Origin of the sequence: Nostoc sp. DedSLP03 (genome assembly GCF_034530815.1) — a bacterium.
In the GTDB taxonomy this organism is placed as follows: Bacteria; Cyanobacteriota; Cyanobacteriia; order Cyanobacteriales; family Nostocaceae; genus Nostoc.
In genome coordinates this window covers 41,237-54,306 of sequence record NZ_JAVRCK010000012.1, presented here as the reverse complement: position 1 = coordinate 54,306, position 13,070 = coordinate 41,237, and the positions used below count along the sequence as shown (strand labels likewise).

At 44.0% G+C, this 13,070-nt stretch carries 10 protein-coding genes; 5 read left to right on the top strand and 5 right to left on the bottom strand.

The genetic code is table 11. The features are described 5' to 3' along the window. Positions 1-199: 199 nt before the first annotated feature. Positions 200-418 carry a hypothetical protein gene (locus tag RM368_RS08255; protein WP_322693629.1) on the top strand — a complete coding sequence of 73 codons (219 nt, stop codon included), beginning with the start codon at positions 200-202 and terminating at the stop codon, positions 416-418. A 64-nt stretch (positions 419-482) separates the two neighbouring features. On the opposite strand, the gene ribD is transcribed toward RM368_RS08255, so the two are convergent. The 4 genes from ribD to RM368_RS08235 form a co-directional block, all read right to left on the bottom strand. Continuing rightward, positions 483-1,700 carry a bifunctional diaminohydroxyphosphoribosylaminopyrimidine deaminase/5-amino-6-(5-phosphoribosylamino)uracil reductase RibD gene (ribD, locus tag RM368_RS08250; RefSeq protein WP_322693689.1) on the bottom strand — a complete coding sequence of 406 codons (1,218 nt, stop codon included), beginning with the start codon at positions 1,698-1,700 and terminating at the stop codon, positions 483-485. Between the two features lie 356 nt (positions 1,701-2,056). After that, positions 2,057-2,674 (bottom strand): rod shape-determining protein MreD, encoded by a 618-nt coding sequence (gene mreD, locus RM368_RS08245; RefSeq protein ID WP_322693628.1) that lies wholly within the window; start codon positions 2,672-2,674, stop codon positions 2,057-2,059. 21 nt (positions 2,675-2,695) lie between these two features. Further along, on the bottom strand, positions 2,696-3,490 hold the full coding sequence (gene mreC, locus RM368_RS08240; protein ID WP_322693627.1) for a rod shape-determining protein MreC: 795 nt from the start codon (positions 3,488-3,490) through the stop codon (positions 2,696-2,698). 101 nt (positions 3,491-3,591) lie between these two features. Beyond that, the gene (locus RM368_RS08235; RefSeq protein WP_322693626.1) at positions 3,592-4,599 is read right to left on the bottom strand and encodes a rod shape-determining protein; all 1,008 of its coding nucleotides are present in this window, start codon (positions 4,597-4,599) and stop codon (positions 3,592-3,594) included. A 374-nt stretch (positions 4,600-4,973) separates the two neighbouring features. Between RM368_RS08235 and RM368_RS08230 the strand changes: the two genes are divergently transcribed. Beyond that, positions 4,974-5,336, top strand: a complete 363-nt coding sequence (locus RM368_RS08230) for a single-stranded DNA-binding protein (RefSeq protein ID WP_322693625.1) — start codon at positions 4,974-4,976, stop codon at positions 5,334-5,336. 94 nt (positions 5,337-5,430) lie between these two features. On the opposite strand, the gene RM368_RS08225 is transcribed toward RM368_RS08230, so the two are convergent. Beyond that, a complete protein-coding gene (locus tag RM368_RS08225; RefSeq protein WP_322693688.1) occupies positions 5,431-6,174 on the bottom strand; it encodes an SIMPL domain-containing protein in 744 nt (247 codons plus the stop codon). 325 nt (positions 6,175-6,499) lie between these two features. On the opposite strand from RM368_RS08225, the gene RM368_RS08220 reads away from it, so the two are divergent. The 3 genes from RM368_RS08220 (at position 6,500) to RM368_RS08210 (ending at position 12,950) form a co-directional block, all read left to right on the top strand. Then, entirely contained in the window at positions 6,500-7,978 is a 1,479-nt protein-coding gene (locus tag RM368_RS08220) for a cation:proton antiporter (RefSeq protein WP_322693624.1), read from the top strand. Positions 7,979-8,647: 669 nt separating this feature from the next. Further along, the gene (locus RM368_RS08215; RefSeq protein WP_322693623.1) at positions 8,648-10,528 is read left to right on the top strand and encodes an N-acetylmuramoyl-L-alanine amidase; all 1,881 of its coding nucleotides are present in this window, start codon (positions 8,648-8,650) and stop codon (positions 10,526-10,528) included. 508 nt (positions 10,529-11,036) lie between these two features. Then, positions 11,037-12,950, top strand: coding sequence for an N-acetylmuramoyl-L-alanine amidase (locus RM368_RS08210; protein ID WP_322693622.1), 1,914 nt, complete (start codon positions 11,037-11,039; stop codon positions 12,948-12,950). The last annotated feature ends 120 nt before the right edge of the window (positions 12,951-13,070 follow it).

The window sequence follows — 13,070 nt, the reverse complement described above, 5'->3', positions numbered from 1 at the left end:
GATTTTGCAACTAAATCCCTAAAAATCTGTTTTTCCCATTCCCTATTTCCGATTTTCAATTCTTAATCTTCATAAAGTTATAAATACCATTATTAAGTTTTTAATAATACTTGTCTCAGCTTCTACATTCATGTCGTAAATTGCGATCGGAATTGTGTAATCTGAAGACAGCAAAGCTAAATTATTCAATCGAGGTCTGATGACTCCTACAATCATACGTCAGCTTTGGTCAGTGGTTGAAACCGCTCAAGCCAAGCTCCTCTTACAACTGGATGATGCTAGCTTGGTGCAGTGGTTAGTGAAACAAACCGAAACGCAAGTGTTGTTAGATTCTAACGAAACTGATTTTCTTAGCCACTACATTCAATCTCGACTAGTCCTTATACGCGATCTTGCCCATGAACGCCAATGTTCATGATGCCTACGGCGGGCTACGCCAACGCAAAATCAAGATAAATAAATAGATCGCTCGTCAAGCGTGATTACTGTTGACTATTAGCTTTTGGGGAAAGATAACCTTCTACTAAGCAGTCAGAGCCTACTACACGCCAACGAACACGTTCTAAAGACAACGCCTCGGTCATGGTAGTAAAACCTAAATCGCCCACTGGTGTGGGAGCAATACTACCACCAATGATCTTTGGGGCAATAAATGCCAAAACTTTTTGCACTGCTCCTTGAGCGATCGCACTAGCAGCTAAAGTGCCACCACACTCCCACAGCACGCTACAAAAACCTCGTTCATATAAGTACGCCATTGCCTTATCCGGTGTCAGTGATGCTAATTCCACTACCTCCACACCCTGGTTGAGCAACAGGTCTTGAAAATCGGGGTTAGCACCCTTCTGTGTCAACACCAAAGTTGGAGCATCCACGGTTTGCCACAGATGGGCACTGGCCGGTAAGTTAAGATGGCGACTCATCACCACTCGTAGGGGATTATGTGCCCCCACCTGATGGCTGGTTAAGTAAGGATTATCTTGTCGGACTGTATTACCGCCGACAATTATCGCATCACAAGCTGCCCGCACTAGATGTACTTCACTGCGGGCTTCTTGACTTGTCACCCAAGTACTATGACCAGAGGTAGTAGCAATTTTGCCATCTAAAGTCATGGCATATTTTAAAATTCCCAAAGGTCGCTTATAAAGAATGCGATGCACAAAAGCTTCATTTAGCTGACGACAGGCTTCTTCTTCTACTCCAACCAATACTTCAATCCCTGCCGCTCGTAAACGGGCGATGCCACCTCCAGCCACCAGTGGATTGGGGTCAACCATACCCACTACTACTTTTGCCATCCCTGCTTCAATCAATCCTTCCGAACAAGGGGGAGTACGCCCATAGTGATTGCAAGGTTCGAGGCTGACATAAATTGTTGCACCACGCGCGCGATCGCCTGCTGCCCTCAAGGCAAACACTTCTGCATGAGGCTCACCTGCGCGAGGATGAAATCCTTCGCCTACAATCTCGCCATCTTTAACAATCACCGCTCCTACTAACGGATTTGGCGAAGTCCGCCCTAAAGCGCGACGGGCAAGTTCTAAACACCGCAGCATCATGCGAGAGTCAAAGTCAGTTCCTACCTTTTGCTTCGGTGGTGAATTCGAGCCAGCTGCTGACTCCACTATTGGTGTATTTTCCTGAGTGAAATTTGGTAAGGATGCATCTGCTTGAGCGACCACTGGGGAATTATCCATAATTTTAGGCAACACTGTAAATATTCTGCACGCGATCGCGCAGCCTCTCTACAAGAGAATCGCGCTTTGCTCCTGATAATTAAACAGTAATATCTAGGCGCTATTATTAACTGTCTCAACTTACATGAGTCTGTAAGATTCACACTTACAGTTCACTGTAGCTTGAATCCATATTGCCAGAGGTTGCCCAAATTCCATAAATATTTAGGTTACAGGGTACAAAAGATAATTTTCTTTATTGTCACCTGTAACCTCTTCCCGTCTCTACTCCTAAATTCTTGTATAGGCGCGATTAATCCTGTCTCTACTCCTAATTCTTGTACAGACAAGGGTTAATCGCCTCTAAACTCCCTTTACTATTGCTCCAATAATTTCATCCGTTGCCACCAAAGATTCAACGGGTAATAGACCACAGGCGCCCACAGACTACTCAGAATGGCAGAGGCCAGAGCGACACGCTGATAATATGTCCAAATATCTGTCACCTTACGCTCATTGCCCAGCAAAGTTAATTGCAACCCAAAGATAGTTTCTGCCAAAACTGCCAAAACAAAGACAATTACAGCAATCGAAATAAAATCTTCTTCGATAAAACGCTGTTTCTGGAGCAGACCAGTTAAAGCCCCCACTATACCTAAACTGATGGCATGAGTCGGGCTAGGTGATGTCATCGAATCTTGAAGTAGCCCCAGAACTATACCTGCTAATGCTCCGGCAAACACTGTGCGCTTCACACTCCAAGCTACCACCCAAATTAACAGCCAGTTAGGGCCAATTCCCAACAATTCCATACCTGGGAATCGGGTTGGTAATAATAGCAAACATAACAGTACAGAACTAGCCGTCACTATCCAACCAAACAACTGACGTATACCGGGATGCCAACGAGCCAGCGGCTGGATTCGGAATTTCGATTTTTGCTGTGACGATTTTGGCTTTTTCTGCCTGCTACCACCAAATGCAGGAATCTTCATTTTTCTATTTTTTCAAAGAATTTACTTAGACTTTTGCGGCACTTGATTTGCCGACTCTTGGTTTTCTGGTTTGGGATAAACAGCTACCCAATCGAGAGAGCGGATTGGCGGAAAAAGCTCAATTTTTGCCACTGATGCCGGGAGTTTCTTTAAATCCAGCGACTTAATTCGTCCTACTGCCAAACCGGAGGGAAATTTCTGACTATAAGTAGATGTGGAAACTAAATCTCCTACTTTGACATTTGGAACTTTTTCATAAAACTCCAATACAGCTTCAGCAGAAGAATCTCCTCGTAAAACGCCTTTAGCTGCCGTCCGGCTAACCGATACACCCACTTGACTCTTGAGGTCACTGATTAACAACACGCGGCTAGTATTGGGAGTTACACTCTCCACCAAACCCACCAATCCGCCTTCTGCTTTGACTATGAAGCCTTCCTGAATCCCTGCATTCGCACCGCGATTCAGCGTCACTTGTTGCCACCACTGGTCAGCACTACGTCCCACTACCCGTGCTGGAACTGGTCGTGATGCCAGCGGCTCTTTTTCCACATAGCCTAATAAATCTTGTAACTTTGTCTTTTGACTTTCCAAATCTACTATACGGGTTTGCAATTCCATTATCCGGGCATCTCTAAGACGTTCTTCTGGAGTTGGCCCTGACTGCAACATCTCTAATGGACGGGTAATTGCCTGATATGTCTCTAGCACTAGTTCTCCTTGAGTCTGTCGCAATATCCAAGCACTACCAACTACTAAAGCTAACAAGCCAATTTGCAACCCTTTACGATCCCACCAACGCCGTATTGTCACCATATATACCTACATGTACTTATATAAATTAAGTTCTACTTGGATTCTATGTATATAAAACCCAAATAGAACTCAAATAGAACTCAAGTCTGATATTTTTTTTGTTACATATTGCGAGAGCTTTCGATAACAACTCGTTCCAACTGTTTAAAGTTTTCTAACACACGACCTGTTCCCAGCACAACACAACTCAAAGGATCGGCAGCAATGTGGGTAATAATCCCTGTTTCATGGCTAACAAGGGTATCTATGCCTTTGAGCAAAGCACCGCCACCAGCTAACATAATCCCTCTGTCAATAATGTCTGCTGCTAGTTCTGGCGGTGTGCGTTCTAGTGTCCGCTTCACAGCTTCGATAATTACTGATAGCGGTTCCATCATACTTTCACGGATTTCCGGCCCTTTGATTGTGACAGTTCGCGGTAGACCAGAAAGTAGGTGTAAGCCTCGAACTTCCATCATCGCGTCATTATCATCATTAGTTGGATAGGCAGAACCCATCCGAATCTTGATTTCCTCGGCAGTACGTTCACCAATGACTAAATTATGAACTTTCTTAATATACTGAACGATCGCATCCGTCAGTTCATCTCCAGCAATGCGTACTGATTCGCTGATTACCGTACCTTGAAGACTCAGCACTGCAACTTCTGTTGTCCCACCACCAATATCGATGATCATGTTGCCAGTTGCTTCGGCAACAGGTAGTCCTGCACCAATGGCCGCAGCTACAGGTTCATCGATTAAATAGACTTTTCTGGCTCCTGCTTGGTGAGCTGCATCCATCACCGCTCGTCTTTCTACTCCTGTAACGCCACTGGGAATACCAATGACAATTCGGGGTAGGATTAAAGATTTACCTTCATTTACACGCTGAATAAAGCTTTTGAGCATCAGCTCGGCGATGTCAAAGTCAGCGATTACACCATCCCGCAAAGGACGGAGAGCAATCACATTTCCCGGTGTGCGACCGAGCATTTTTTTGGCTTCTTCTCCTACTGCTAGTGCCACCTTTTCGTTGACATCGATAGCAACTACAGAAGGTTCTTGTAGTACAATACCTTTACCAGATACATAAACCAGGGTGTTTGCAGTACCAAGGTCGATACCCATATCCCATGAAGTGCGAAAGTTCCTAAAAATACCCACGCGTCTGTAAGCCCCCTATGTGCGATACTTCTTGACTACAACGGTAAGAGTTAATCGTGCTTGATTCGATTATGTTTGTATCCTAAGTTGAGTAAATTAGACAATATTTTTATATGATTCCCAGAAATATTTAGTATGTCTCAAGCCGCGTACTTTTTGATATTCTCTGGTTAGATTAGTATATCCGTATATTTTTATGTGTTTACTCCAAATAATGTGTATAAATTTTCAAGTCAATTATATTGTTAACTGTTTAACACATTATTTTCAAGTCTTTCACAATTCGCTATGATGAAAGTCGAAATTGCTAAGTACGTTTGTACTGAAAGGTAACGCACATGAGTATTAATATTGTCACCCTTGTTGGTCGTGTAGGTGGCGACCCTGATATAAAGTATTTTGAGTCTGGTAGTGTGAAGTGTAGATTGACACTCGCGGTAAAAAGGCGATCGCGCAACAGCGATGAACCTGACTGGTTCACGCTGGAGTTATGGGATAAGACGGCTGAAGTAGCAGGTAATTATGTGCGTAAGGGAAGCTTAATAGGCATCAAAGGTTCCTTAAAGTTTGACACATGGAGCGATCGCCAAACAGGAGCAAACCGTTCTACACCAATTATTAGAGTAGACCAACTAGATTTATTAGGCTCTAAGCGTGATGGAGAGGGCGGTGCAGGAGATATGTCTTCAGAACATTTTTAATTGGGCATTGGGCATTGGGCATTGGGCATTGATTATTAGTCCTTTGCCTTTACAAATGACAAAGGACTAATGACAAATGACAAATGACAAATGACTAATAACTAATTTGCAACGTCACCGATGCTTCTACTTGCTGTTCACCACCAACAATCGGGGTGGAAGCATCAGCTGATTTTGCAGCCTCAGCTCGTAAAAACATTGGTGGTGGTGGAGGCGCACTGGCATTATTAACTTGAATGCTGACTATTTCTTTGGATTTAAAACCCAAGGCACTAAAAACGGCATCAGCTTGCTGCCGCGCGTCTTGAGTAGCTTCTTTTAATGCTTGCTTTTGAGCCGCGGCGATCGCTTCATCATTCGCAACAAAACTAATGCCGTTAATTTGTGTTGCACCGGCTTTGACTGCATCGTCCAATAATGTCCCAGCTTGTGCAACAGGAATACTAAAACTCACAGTGTTAGTGGCAGCATAGCCTGTAATCCGCTGCACATTATTGGTGTAGCTGTAAACCGGATTGAGACGAATACCAGTGGTTTGTAGTTTTTCAACATTTTTGCTCTTGAGAAACGCAACCACCGCCGATGACCTCTGAGCGGCTTCTTGCTGTACCTCTTGGGCTGTTTTCCCTTGAATCTCCACTCCTAAATTGACTTGTGCCAGAGTTGTCGGAATTGTTTCCACTCCGCGACCGCTGACACTAAGGGTTCGCCACAATTTATCTTTTTCTTGTGCGAATGCAGGTAGTGCAAAAGTTGCACATACAAGAATTGCTAAAGGCAGTATTTTCCACAAGTTTCCAGACGGAAATTGAGAACCGGGTAAAGCGGCTCTAGTCATCATATTTGCACTCCTCAAAGTATCCACAGATGTTTTATATAAAGGTATGTAGCAATCTGCTGGTGGTCGTTGAGAACCAACAGCCACCACAAGTTTTTCACAACTTAAGTGCGATCGCTAGATACGATTTGTATGTTCTTACTTTGACACTGCGATCGTCAAAAGCGGAAATGGTTACATTTTTTGAAACTAAAAAAATTACACTAGTACTGAACAGCGTAAATGAAAAGTTTACACCGTATTCATTTTGAATTCGGATTGCTTCTCCATAGGATGTTTTTCAGAAACGCGTCAGAATCAAAGAGAAGGATTTTCAGAGAACCTAATGCATTTGTTAGAACCAATCAACTTCTCTTTTCCTCTGCTGGCTAGCGCAACACAAGCCGCAGACAGTTCAATGGTAGTCGAAGCAGTGCTACTAAGCTTAGTAGTCATTTATCTCGCCAGTAAAGTTGGTGGAGAGTTATCAAACCAAGTGGGTTTGCCGCCTGTTTTAGGCGAACTCGTTGGCGGTGTGGTAGTTGGCATCTCTGTTTTCCATCTTTTAGTCTTTCCAGAAGGCGGCACAGACAGTTCTAACTCTTTGATTATGTCCTTCCTTCAAACCACTGCTGGTTTAACGCCTGAAGCTGCTCCAGCAGTGTTTGCAGCCCAGTCCGAGGTCATTTCCGTTCTGGCAGAATTGGGTGTGATCATTCTGCTGTTTGAAATCGGCTTGGAGTCGAATTTAAAAGATTTAATGGCAGTTGGTATTCAAGCCACTGTTGTCGCAGTAGTTGGAGTAGCAGTACCCTTTGCCGCTGGGACCGTGGGACTGATGACTTTGTTTGGGATTGGAGCTGTACCCGCAATTTTTGCCGGGGCGGCTTTGACTGCTACTAGTATTGGTATTACTTCCAAGGTACTGTCAGAATTGGGGCGACTCAATTCTAAAGAAGGGCAAATTATTTTGGGTGCTGCCGTAATTGACGACGTTCTGGGAATCATCGTTTTAGCGGTAGTTGCCAGTTTAGCTAAAGACGGCGTGGTGGATGTCAGCAAAGTAATTTATTTGATTATCAGCGCCACTGGTTTTATTTTGGGAGCAATTCTACTAGGCAATGTTTTTAATAAGTCCTTTGTAGCGATCGCCGATCAACTCAAAACACGTGGTGGACTAGTAATCCCAGCATTCGTCTTCGCTTTTGCTATGGCATACCTGGCCGCCGTCATCCAGTTAGAAGCAATTTTAGGAGCTTTTGCAGCTGGTTTAGTTCTAGAAGAAACAGATAAGCGTAAAGAACTGCAAAGGCAAGTCTGTCCCATTGCCGATATGTTAGTGCCAATTTTCTTTGTGACTGTTGGGGCAAAAACCGATTTGGGAGTATTAAACCCAGCAATTCCCGACAATCGTGAAGGTCTAATTATGGCAACTTTCCTGATTATAGTAGCCATTCTTGGTAAAGTAATCACAGGTTTAAGCGTGTTTGGTCAACCGGAAATCAACCGTTTAGCGATCGGTGTGGGGATGATTCCTAGAGGCGAGGTTGGGTTAGTGTTTGCTGGTGTTGGCGCTGCCAGTGGCGCTCTCTCGAAACCATTAGGGGCAGCAATTATCATGATGGTTATCTTGACAACCTTTTTAGCTCCTCCATTGTTACGATTTGTGTTTCCAGATCCAAAAACCGTGGACGGAAATTCAGAGCAACTAATTTTAGACGGTTCCTCTGGGACTTCGTTGGTAATTGAACCACCTCAGTCGAGAGTGCCAGCATCAAATGACAGCAGCAATTTGGGAGTAACTCCAGATTCTGGCGATCGTTAATTATTGGGAATGGGGCATGGGGCATGGGGCACTTGTACTGAGCGTAGTCGAAGTATTGGGCATTGAGCATGAGGAAGAGACAAGGTAGATGGGGGAGACAAGGGAGAGACTTGTTCAATAATTCCCCCTTGTCCCTTTGCTTCCCCTGCTCCCCTGCCCCTCTGCTTCAATTGTGCAGTGGAAACTTCTATTCTCAAATCTCCGTCCCGTGTGATTGTAGAATAATCATTTGTTTATAAATTTCTACCAGCATTCAGAATGTTACTTAATTTCTAGTCTCCCTCAGCTTGTGAGCCTTTATCTGAATATTTTCCAGATAATTGGGGAGTAACACCGATAAATCTTGCTAGATCGTTTGACAGTAATGGGAATTATTTAATCAGTGCATCGATGGCAGCAAAGAACAAACACTAATCAGTAAACAGCTATCAATTATCAGTTTTCTAGCCTTATTGGGAGTCACAGTTCTCCACCTGTAAAGGTGGAAGGTTTCGCATGGGGATTTAAACTTAATTTGAAACCCGATCGATGATTTTAAGTGTGTCTAAATACTGGCTTAAAAATCAAACAAGGAATTCAGAAGTCAAGTTTAAGTGGTGATGGTGTGATGATTTACCAATGAGTTGAGATATTGACGGCTCCCATGAATGTGAATTAGGAGAAAGGACTGTGAAATTACATTGGTTACTAGCCAGCACTATTGGAACTATCTTCATGCTATCGTCGCCAGCAATGGCCGCGAGACTTGAATCTTGGCGCTTTGATGCCAATCAAAACAGGCTGGAAATTAATACTGTGGGAGCAGTTCAACCCCAAGCACAACTAATTTTCAACCCAACTCGGCTGGTAATTGATTTGCCGGGAACTACATTTGGTCGTCCACAGTTAACCCAACAGGTGGGTGGTGGAATTCGCTCAATTCGTGTTGGACAGTTTGATGTAGATACAACACGCATAGTTGTTGAATTGACTCCTGGTTACAGTTTAGACCCGAAACGAGTGAAATTTGTTGGTACAACTGGCGATCGCTGGACGGTGCAATTACCGAAACCAGAAGTCGAAAAAGTAGCTTCATCTCCTAGAAGTGCTTACAGTGTAGTTACCCCAGACTCCGAACGTCAATCTAATATTTCAAGGGTTGCTACTACTACACGAGGGGCAACTCAAATTGAGAGCTTACAGGTAACAGGTGATGGGTTGTTCATTCGTACCAGTGGTGGTAATCCACCAATTCAGGTAATTCGTAGCCGCGATCGCGCTACCATCTTTCTAGATATCTCTGGTGCATCTTTATCACCACGTCTGATGCAGCAGAGGAATATACCCGTTAACAAATATGGTATTAGCCGCGTCGAATTCACCTCATTGCAAAGCCAACCTCCTGGTGTCCGCTTAACTTTGCGAGTAGATAAAAATAGCCCAGATTGGCGAGCAACTAATAGTAGCGATGGTGGTTTGATAGTTCTACCTAGTCGAGTTGTCAGATTGCCTGGAAGTAATAATTCAGACAATCAGTCAGAAGTCGTTTCCTCTCCCAGTAGAGCATCTGTCAATAACTCGCTAGCAACAATTGAGTCTGTGCAACTTGCCGATAATGGCAAACAACTGCTAATTAGAGGCAACCAACCTTTATCTGCTACAGGAACCTGGGATAGATCCTTAGGTATTTTCCGCGTCACAATTACCAATGCCAAGTTAGCTCCCAGAGTTATAGGGCCTACTTTTGCTCCCAATAGCCCCATTCTTCGGGTACGTCTGCAACCTCAAGCATCCAATACAGTGGTTGTTTTAGTTCAACCCGCAGGAGGAGTGCAAATTGGGCAACCCCAGCAAATCGGCGACCAGCTTTTGGCTTTACCAATACAAGGTTCTCGGCGAGTTGTCACCCTTCCTGCAAGACCACCCTATGCTTTACCTGGGCTACCACCACCGAACCGCGGGCCATTCCCAGACCCAAACAATCCAAATCCTCGACCCCTAATACAACCACAGCGCCGAGTTACCAATGGGCGAGTGGTAGTTATTATTGACCCCGGACATGGTGGTAAAGACTCAGGAGCGCTTGGTATAGGTGGGGCGCGCGAAAAAGATGTTATCTTGCCTATTGGTAAAAGGCTGGGTGAGATTTTGCAGCAACATGGTGTACAAGTGATTCTGACGCGGGATTCTGATTATTTTGTTACTCTTCCGGGACGGGTGCAATTAGCAGAGCGAGCTAATGCTGATGTGTTTGTGAGCATCCACGCTAATTCCGCAGGTGCGAGTCGTCCCGACGTTAATGGCTTAGAAGTCTATTATTACGACAGCGGTCTGGATCTAGCTCGCATTGTCCGTAGTAGTATTCTTCAAAGTATTAGTACTATCAAAGACAGGGGAGTGCGGCGAGCCAGATTTTATGTCCTCAGAAAAAGTTCTATGCCCTCGATTCTCGTAGAAACAGGTTATATGACTGGTCGACAGGATATGGCTAGACTCAGAACCTCAGCTTACCAAAATCAAATGGCAGAAGCGATCGCTCGTGGTGTTCTTCAGTATCTAAAGAGAAGATAAGTAATTTAGTCTAAATTTCTAAATTGTTGAGTAAGTACATCTAATCTTTACCATTTTTATCCAATTTAGTAGTAAAACAATTTAAGTATTCTTGCGGCGGAATAAGAGCAGCTTCTTTGTTATTGTCATTTGATACTTTGCAAGTCAACAAATTTTGAATTTTAGACTTTCCTGCGGAACGCTACGCGTAGCTTGCTTCTTTGGAGGGTACGGCTGTGCTCAGTCGAAGGATTTTAGATTTTGGATTTGTATCACTTACAACAGGTGTTAGTGTAGCAAGACCCTAGTCTGGCAGAAAACTAAAATCGGGAATCTAAAATCTAAAATTGGCAGTCAAATTTATATAGGCTAATGGCATGGCAAAATCAGAGGAGCGTGCTATATTTTACGCCATTAGCTGTGTCTTAATAACAGCGCAAAACTCAAGTGTGCGCGGTGACGGTGTGAGGATTTGCCAATATGTTGAGATGTTGACGGCTCCCATAAATGTGAATCAGGAGAAAAGACTGTGAAATTACGCTGGTTACTATCCAGTACTATTGGAACCATCTTCATGCTATCGTCGCCGGCAATGGCCGCGAGACTTGAATCTTGGCGTTTTGATGCCAATCAAAACAAGTTGGAAATCAATACTCAAGGTGATGTTCAACCCCAAGCACAATTAATTTTTAACCCGACTCGTCTAGTTATTGATTTACCAGGAACCTCATTTGGTCGTCCGCAGCTAACCCAACAAGTGGGCGGCGCAATTCGTTCAATCCGTGTTGGGCAGTTTGACGAACAAACAACGCGCATAGTGGTTGAACTAACTCCTGGTTATAGTTTAGACCCGAAACGAGTGCAATTTGTGAGTACAACTGGCGATCGCTGGACAGTGCAATTGCCTAGACCAGAAGCAGACAATGTACCTGCAAGAAACACTGAAGGGCAACCAGAACAAGCTATAGCCTCTGATACTTTACCCAGAACATCTACACCAACGTTTCCCCCAAGGAATATTTATAATGTGGTGACAAGCGGCTCTGTAAATCCACTGAATACCAGATCGCTGAACAACAGAATGGTTGTCGCCAAAGTTACTCAAATTGAGAACTTACAAGTCACTGGTGATGGTTTTTTTGTCCGTACCAATGGTGGTAATCCTCAGATTCAGGTAAATCGTAGCAACGATCAAAAGGCAATTAACATCGATATTGCTGGCGCAACTCTATCACCAAGTTTAGAACAGCGAGATTTGTCAATTAATCGCTATGGTGTTAGCCGTATCCAGTTCAGCCAGCTGCAAACTAGTCCATCTGTTGTTCGCCTGACTTTACAAGTAGATGAAAATAGTCCAAATTGGCGAGCAACCACTAGCAGTGTTGGTGGTTTTGTGATTCTACCCAGTCGTGGAGTTGCCCAGTTGCCTGGAAATAACAGTCCACGTCCCATAGCACCAAGTAACACACCTGCTAGCATTCAGTCTGTACAACTGGCTAATAATGGCACACAACTGCTGATTCGAGCCGACCAAACTTTGTCTGCTACAGGAGGCTGGGATAGAACCTCTGGTCTGTTCCGCATCACTATCAATAATGCTAAGTTAGCTCCCAAAGTCACAGGCCCGACTTTTAATCCTAATAGCCCGATTTTGCGGGTACGCCTGCAACCACAAGAATCCAACACTGTCACCGTCTTGGTTCAACCAGCAGCCGGAGTACAAATTGGGGAACTCAACCAGGTTGGCGACCAGCTTTTAGCTTTAGAATTACGACGTAGTAGCAGTATCACACCACCCATTGCTTTACCTCCTCTGCCATCACCAGACCAAGGACAATTACCAAATCCTATAGATAATCCTCGTCCAATCTCCCAGCCACAGCCACGTCCCTCAGTTCCCAGAGGGAAATTGCTAGTAGTTATTGACCCAGGACATGGTGGAAAAGACTCAGGTGCTCCTGGTTTGGGGGGACTTTTAGAAAAAAATGTAATTCTGCCTATTGGGAAAAGGGTAGGAGCAATTTTAGAGCAAAATGGTGTACAAGCGGTACTAACGCGGGATGCCGACTTTTTCGTAGAACTTCAGGGACGGGTAGATATTGCCAAGCGAGTTAATGCGACTTTGTTTGTCAGCATTCATGCTAATTCCGTTGATAATCGCCCTGATGTCAATGGCTTAGAAGTATATTATTTCGATAGTGGTTATGGTCTGGCTGAAGTAGTTCGTAAAACCATTCTCCAGGACATCGGTACTATTAAAGACCGGGGAACCCGCAAAGCGAGATTCTATGTTCTTAGAAAAAGCTCCATGCCTTCTATTTTGGTAGAAACAGGCTATATGACTGGTTACGAGGATAATCCCAGATTGGGAACACCAGAATATCAAAATCGAATGGCAGAAGCGATCGCTCGTGGCATTCTAAAATACTTACAGCAGAGGTAATATAGTACAAATTACTAATTAAAGAGGTGGTATTTAAACTTCTTTGACGCGCAGAATTTAGTAGTCAAATTAGAGATTGTCTGCTAAATTCTGTATTTTAAATCCCAAAACCTAAAAATA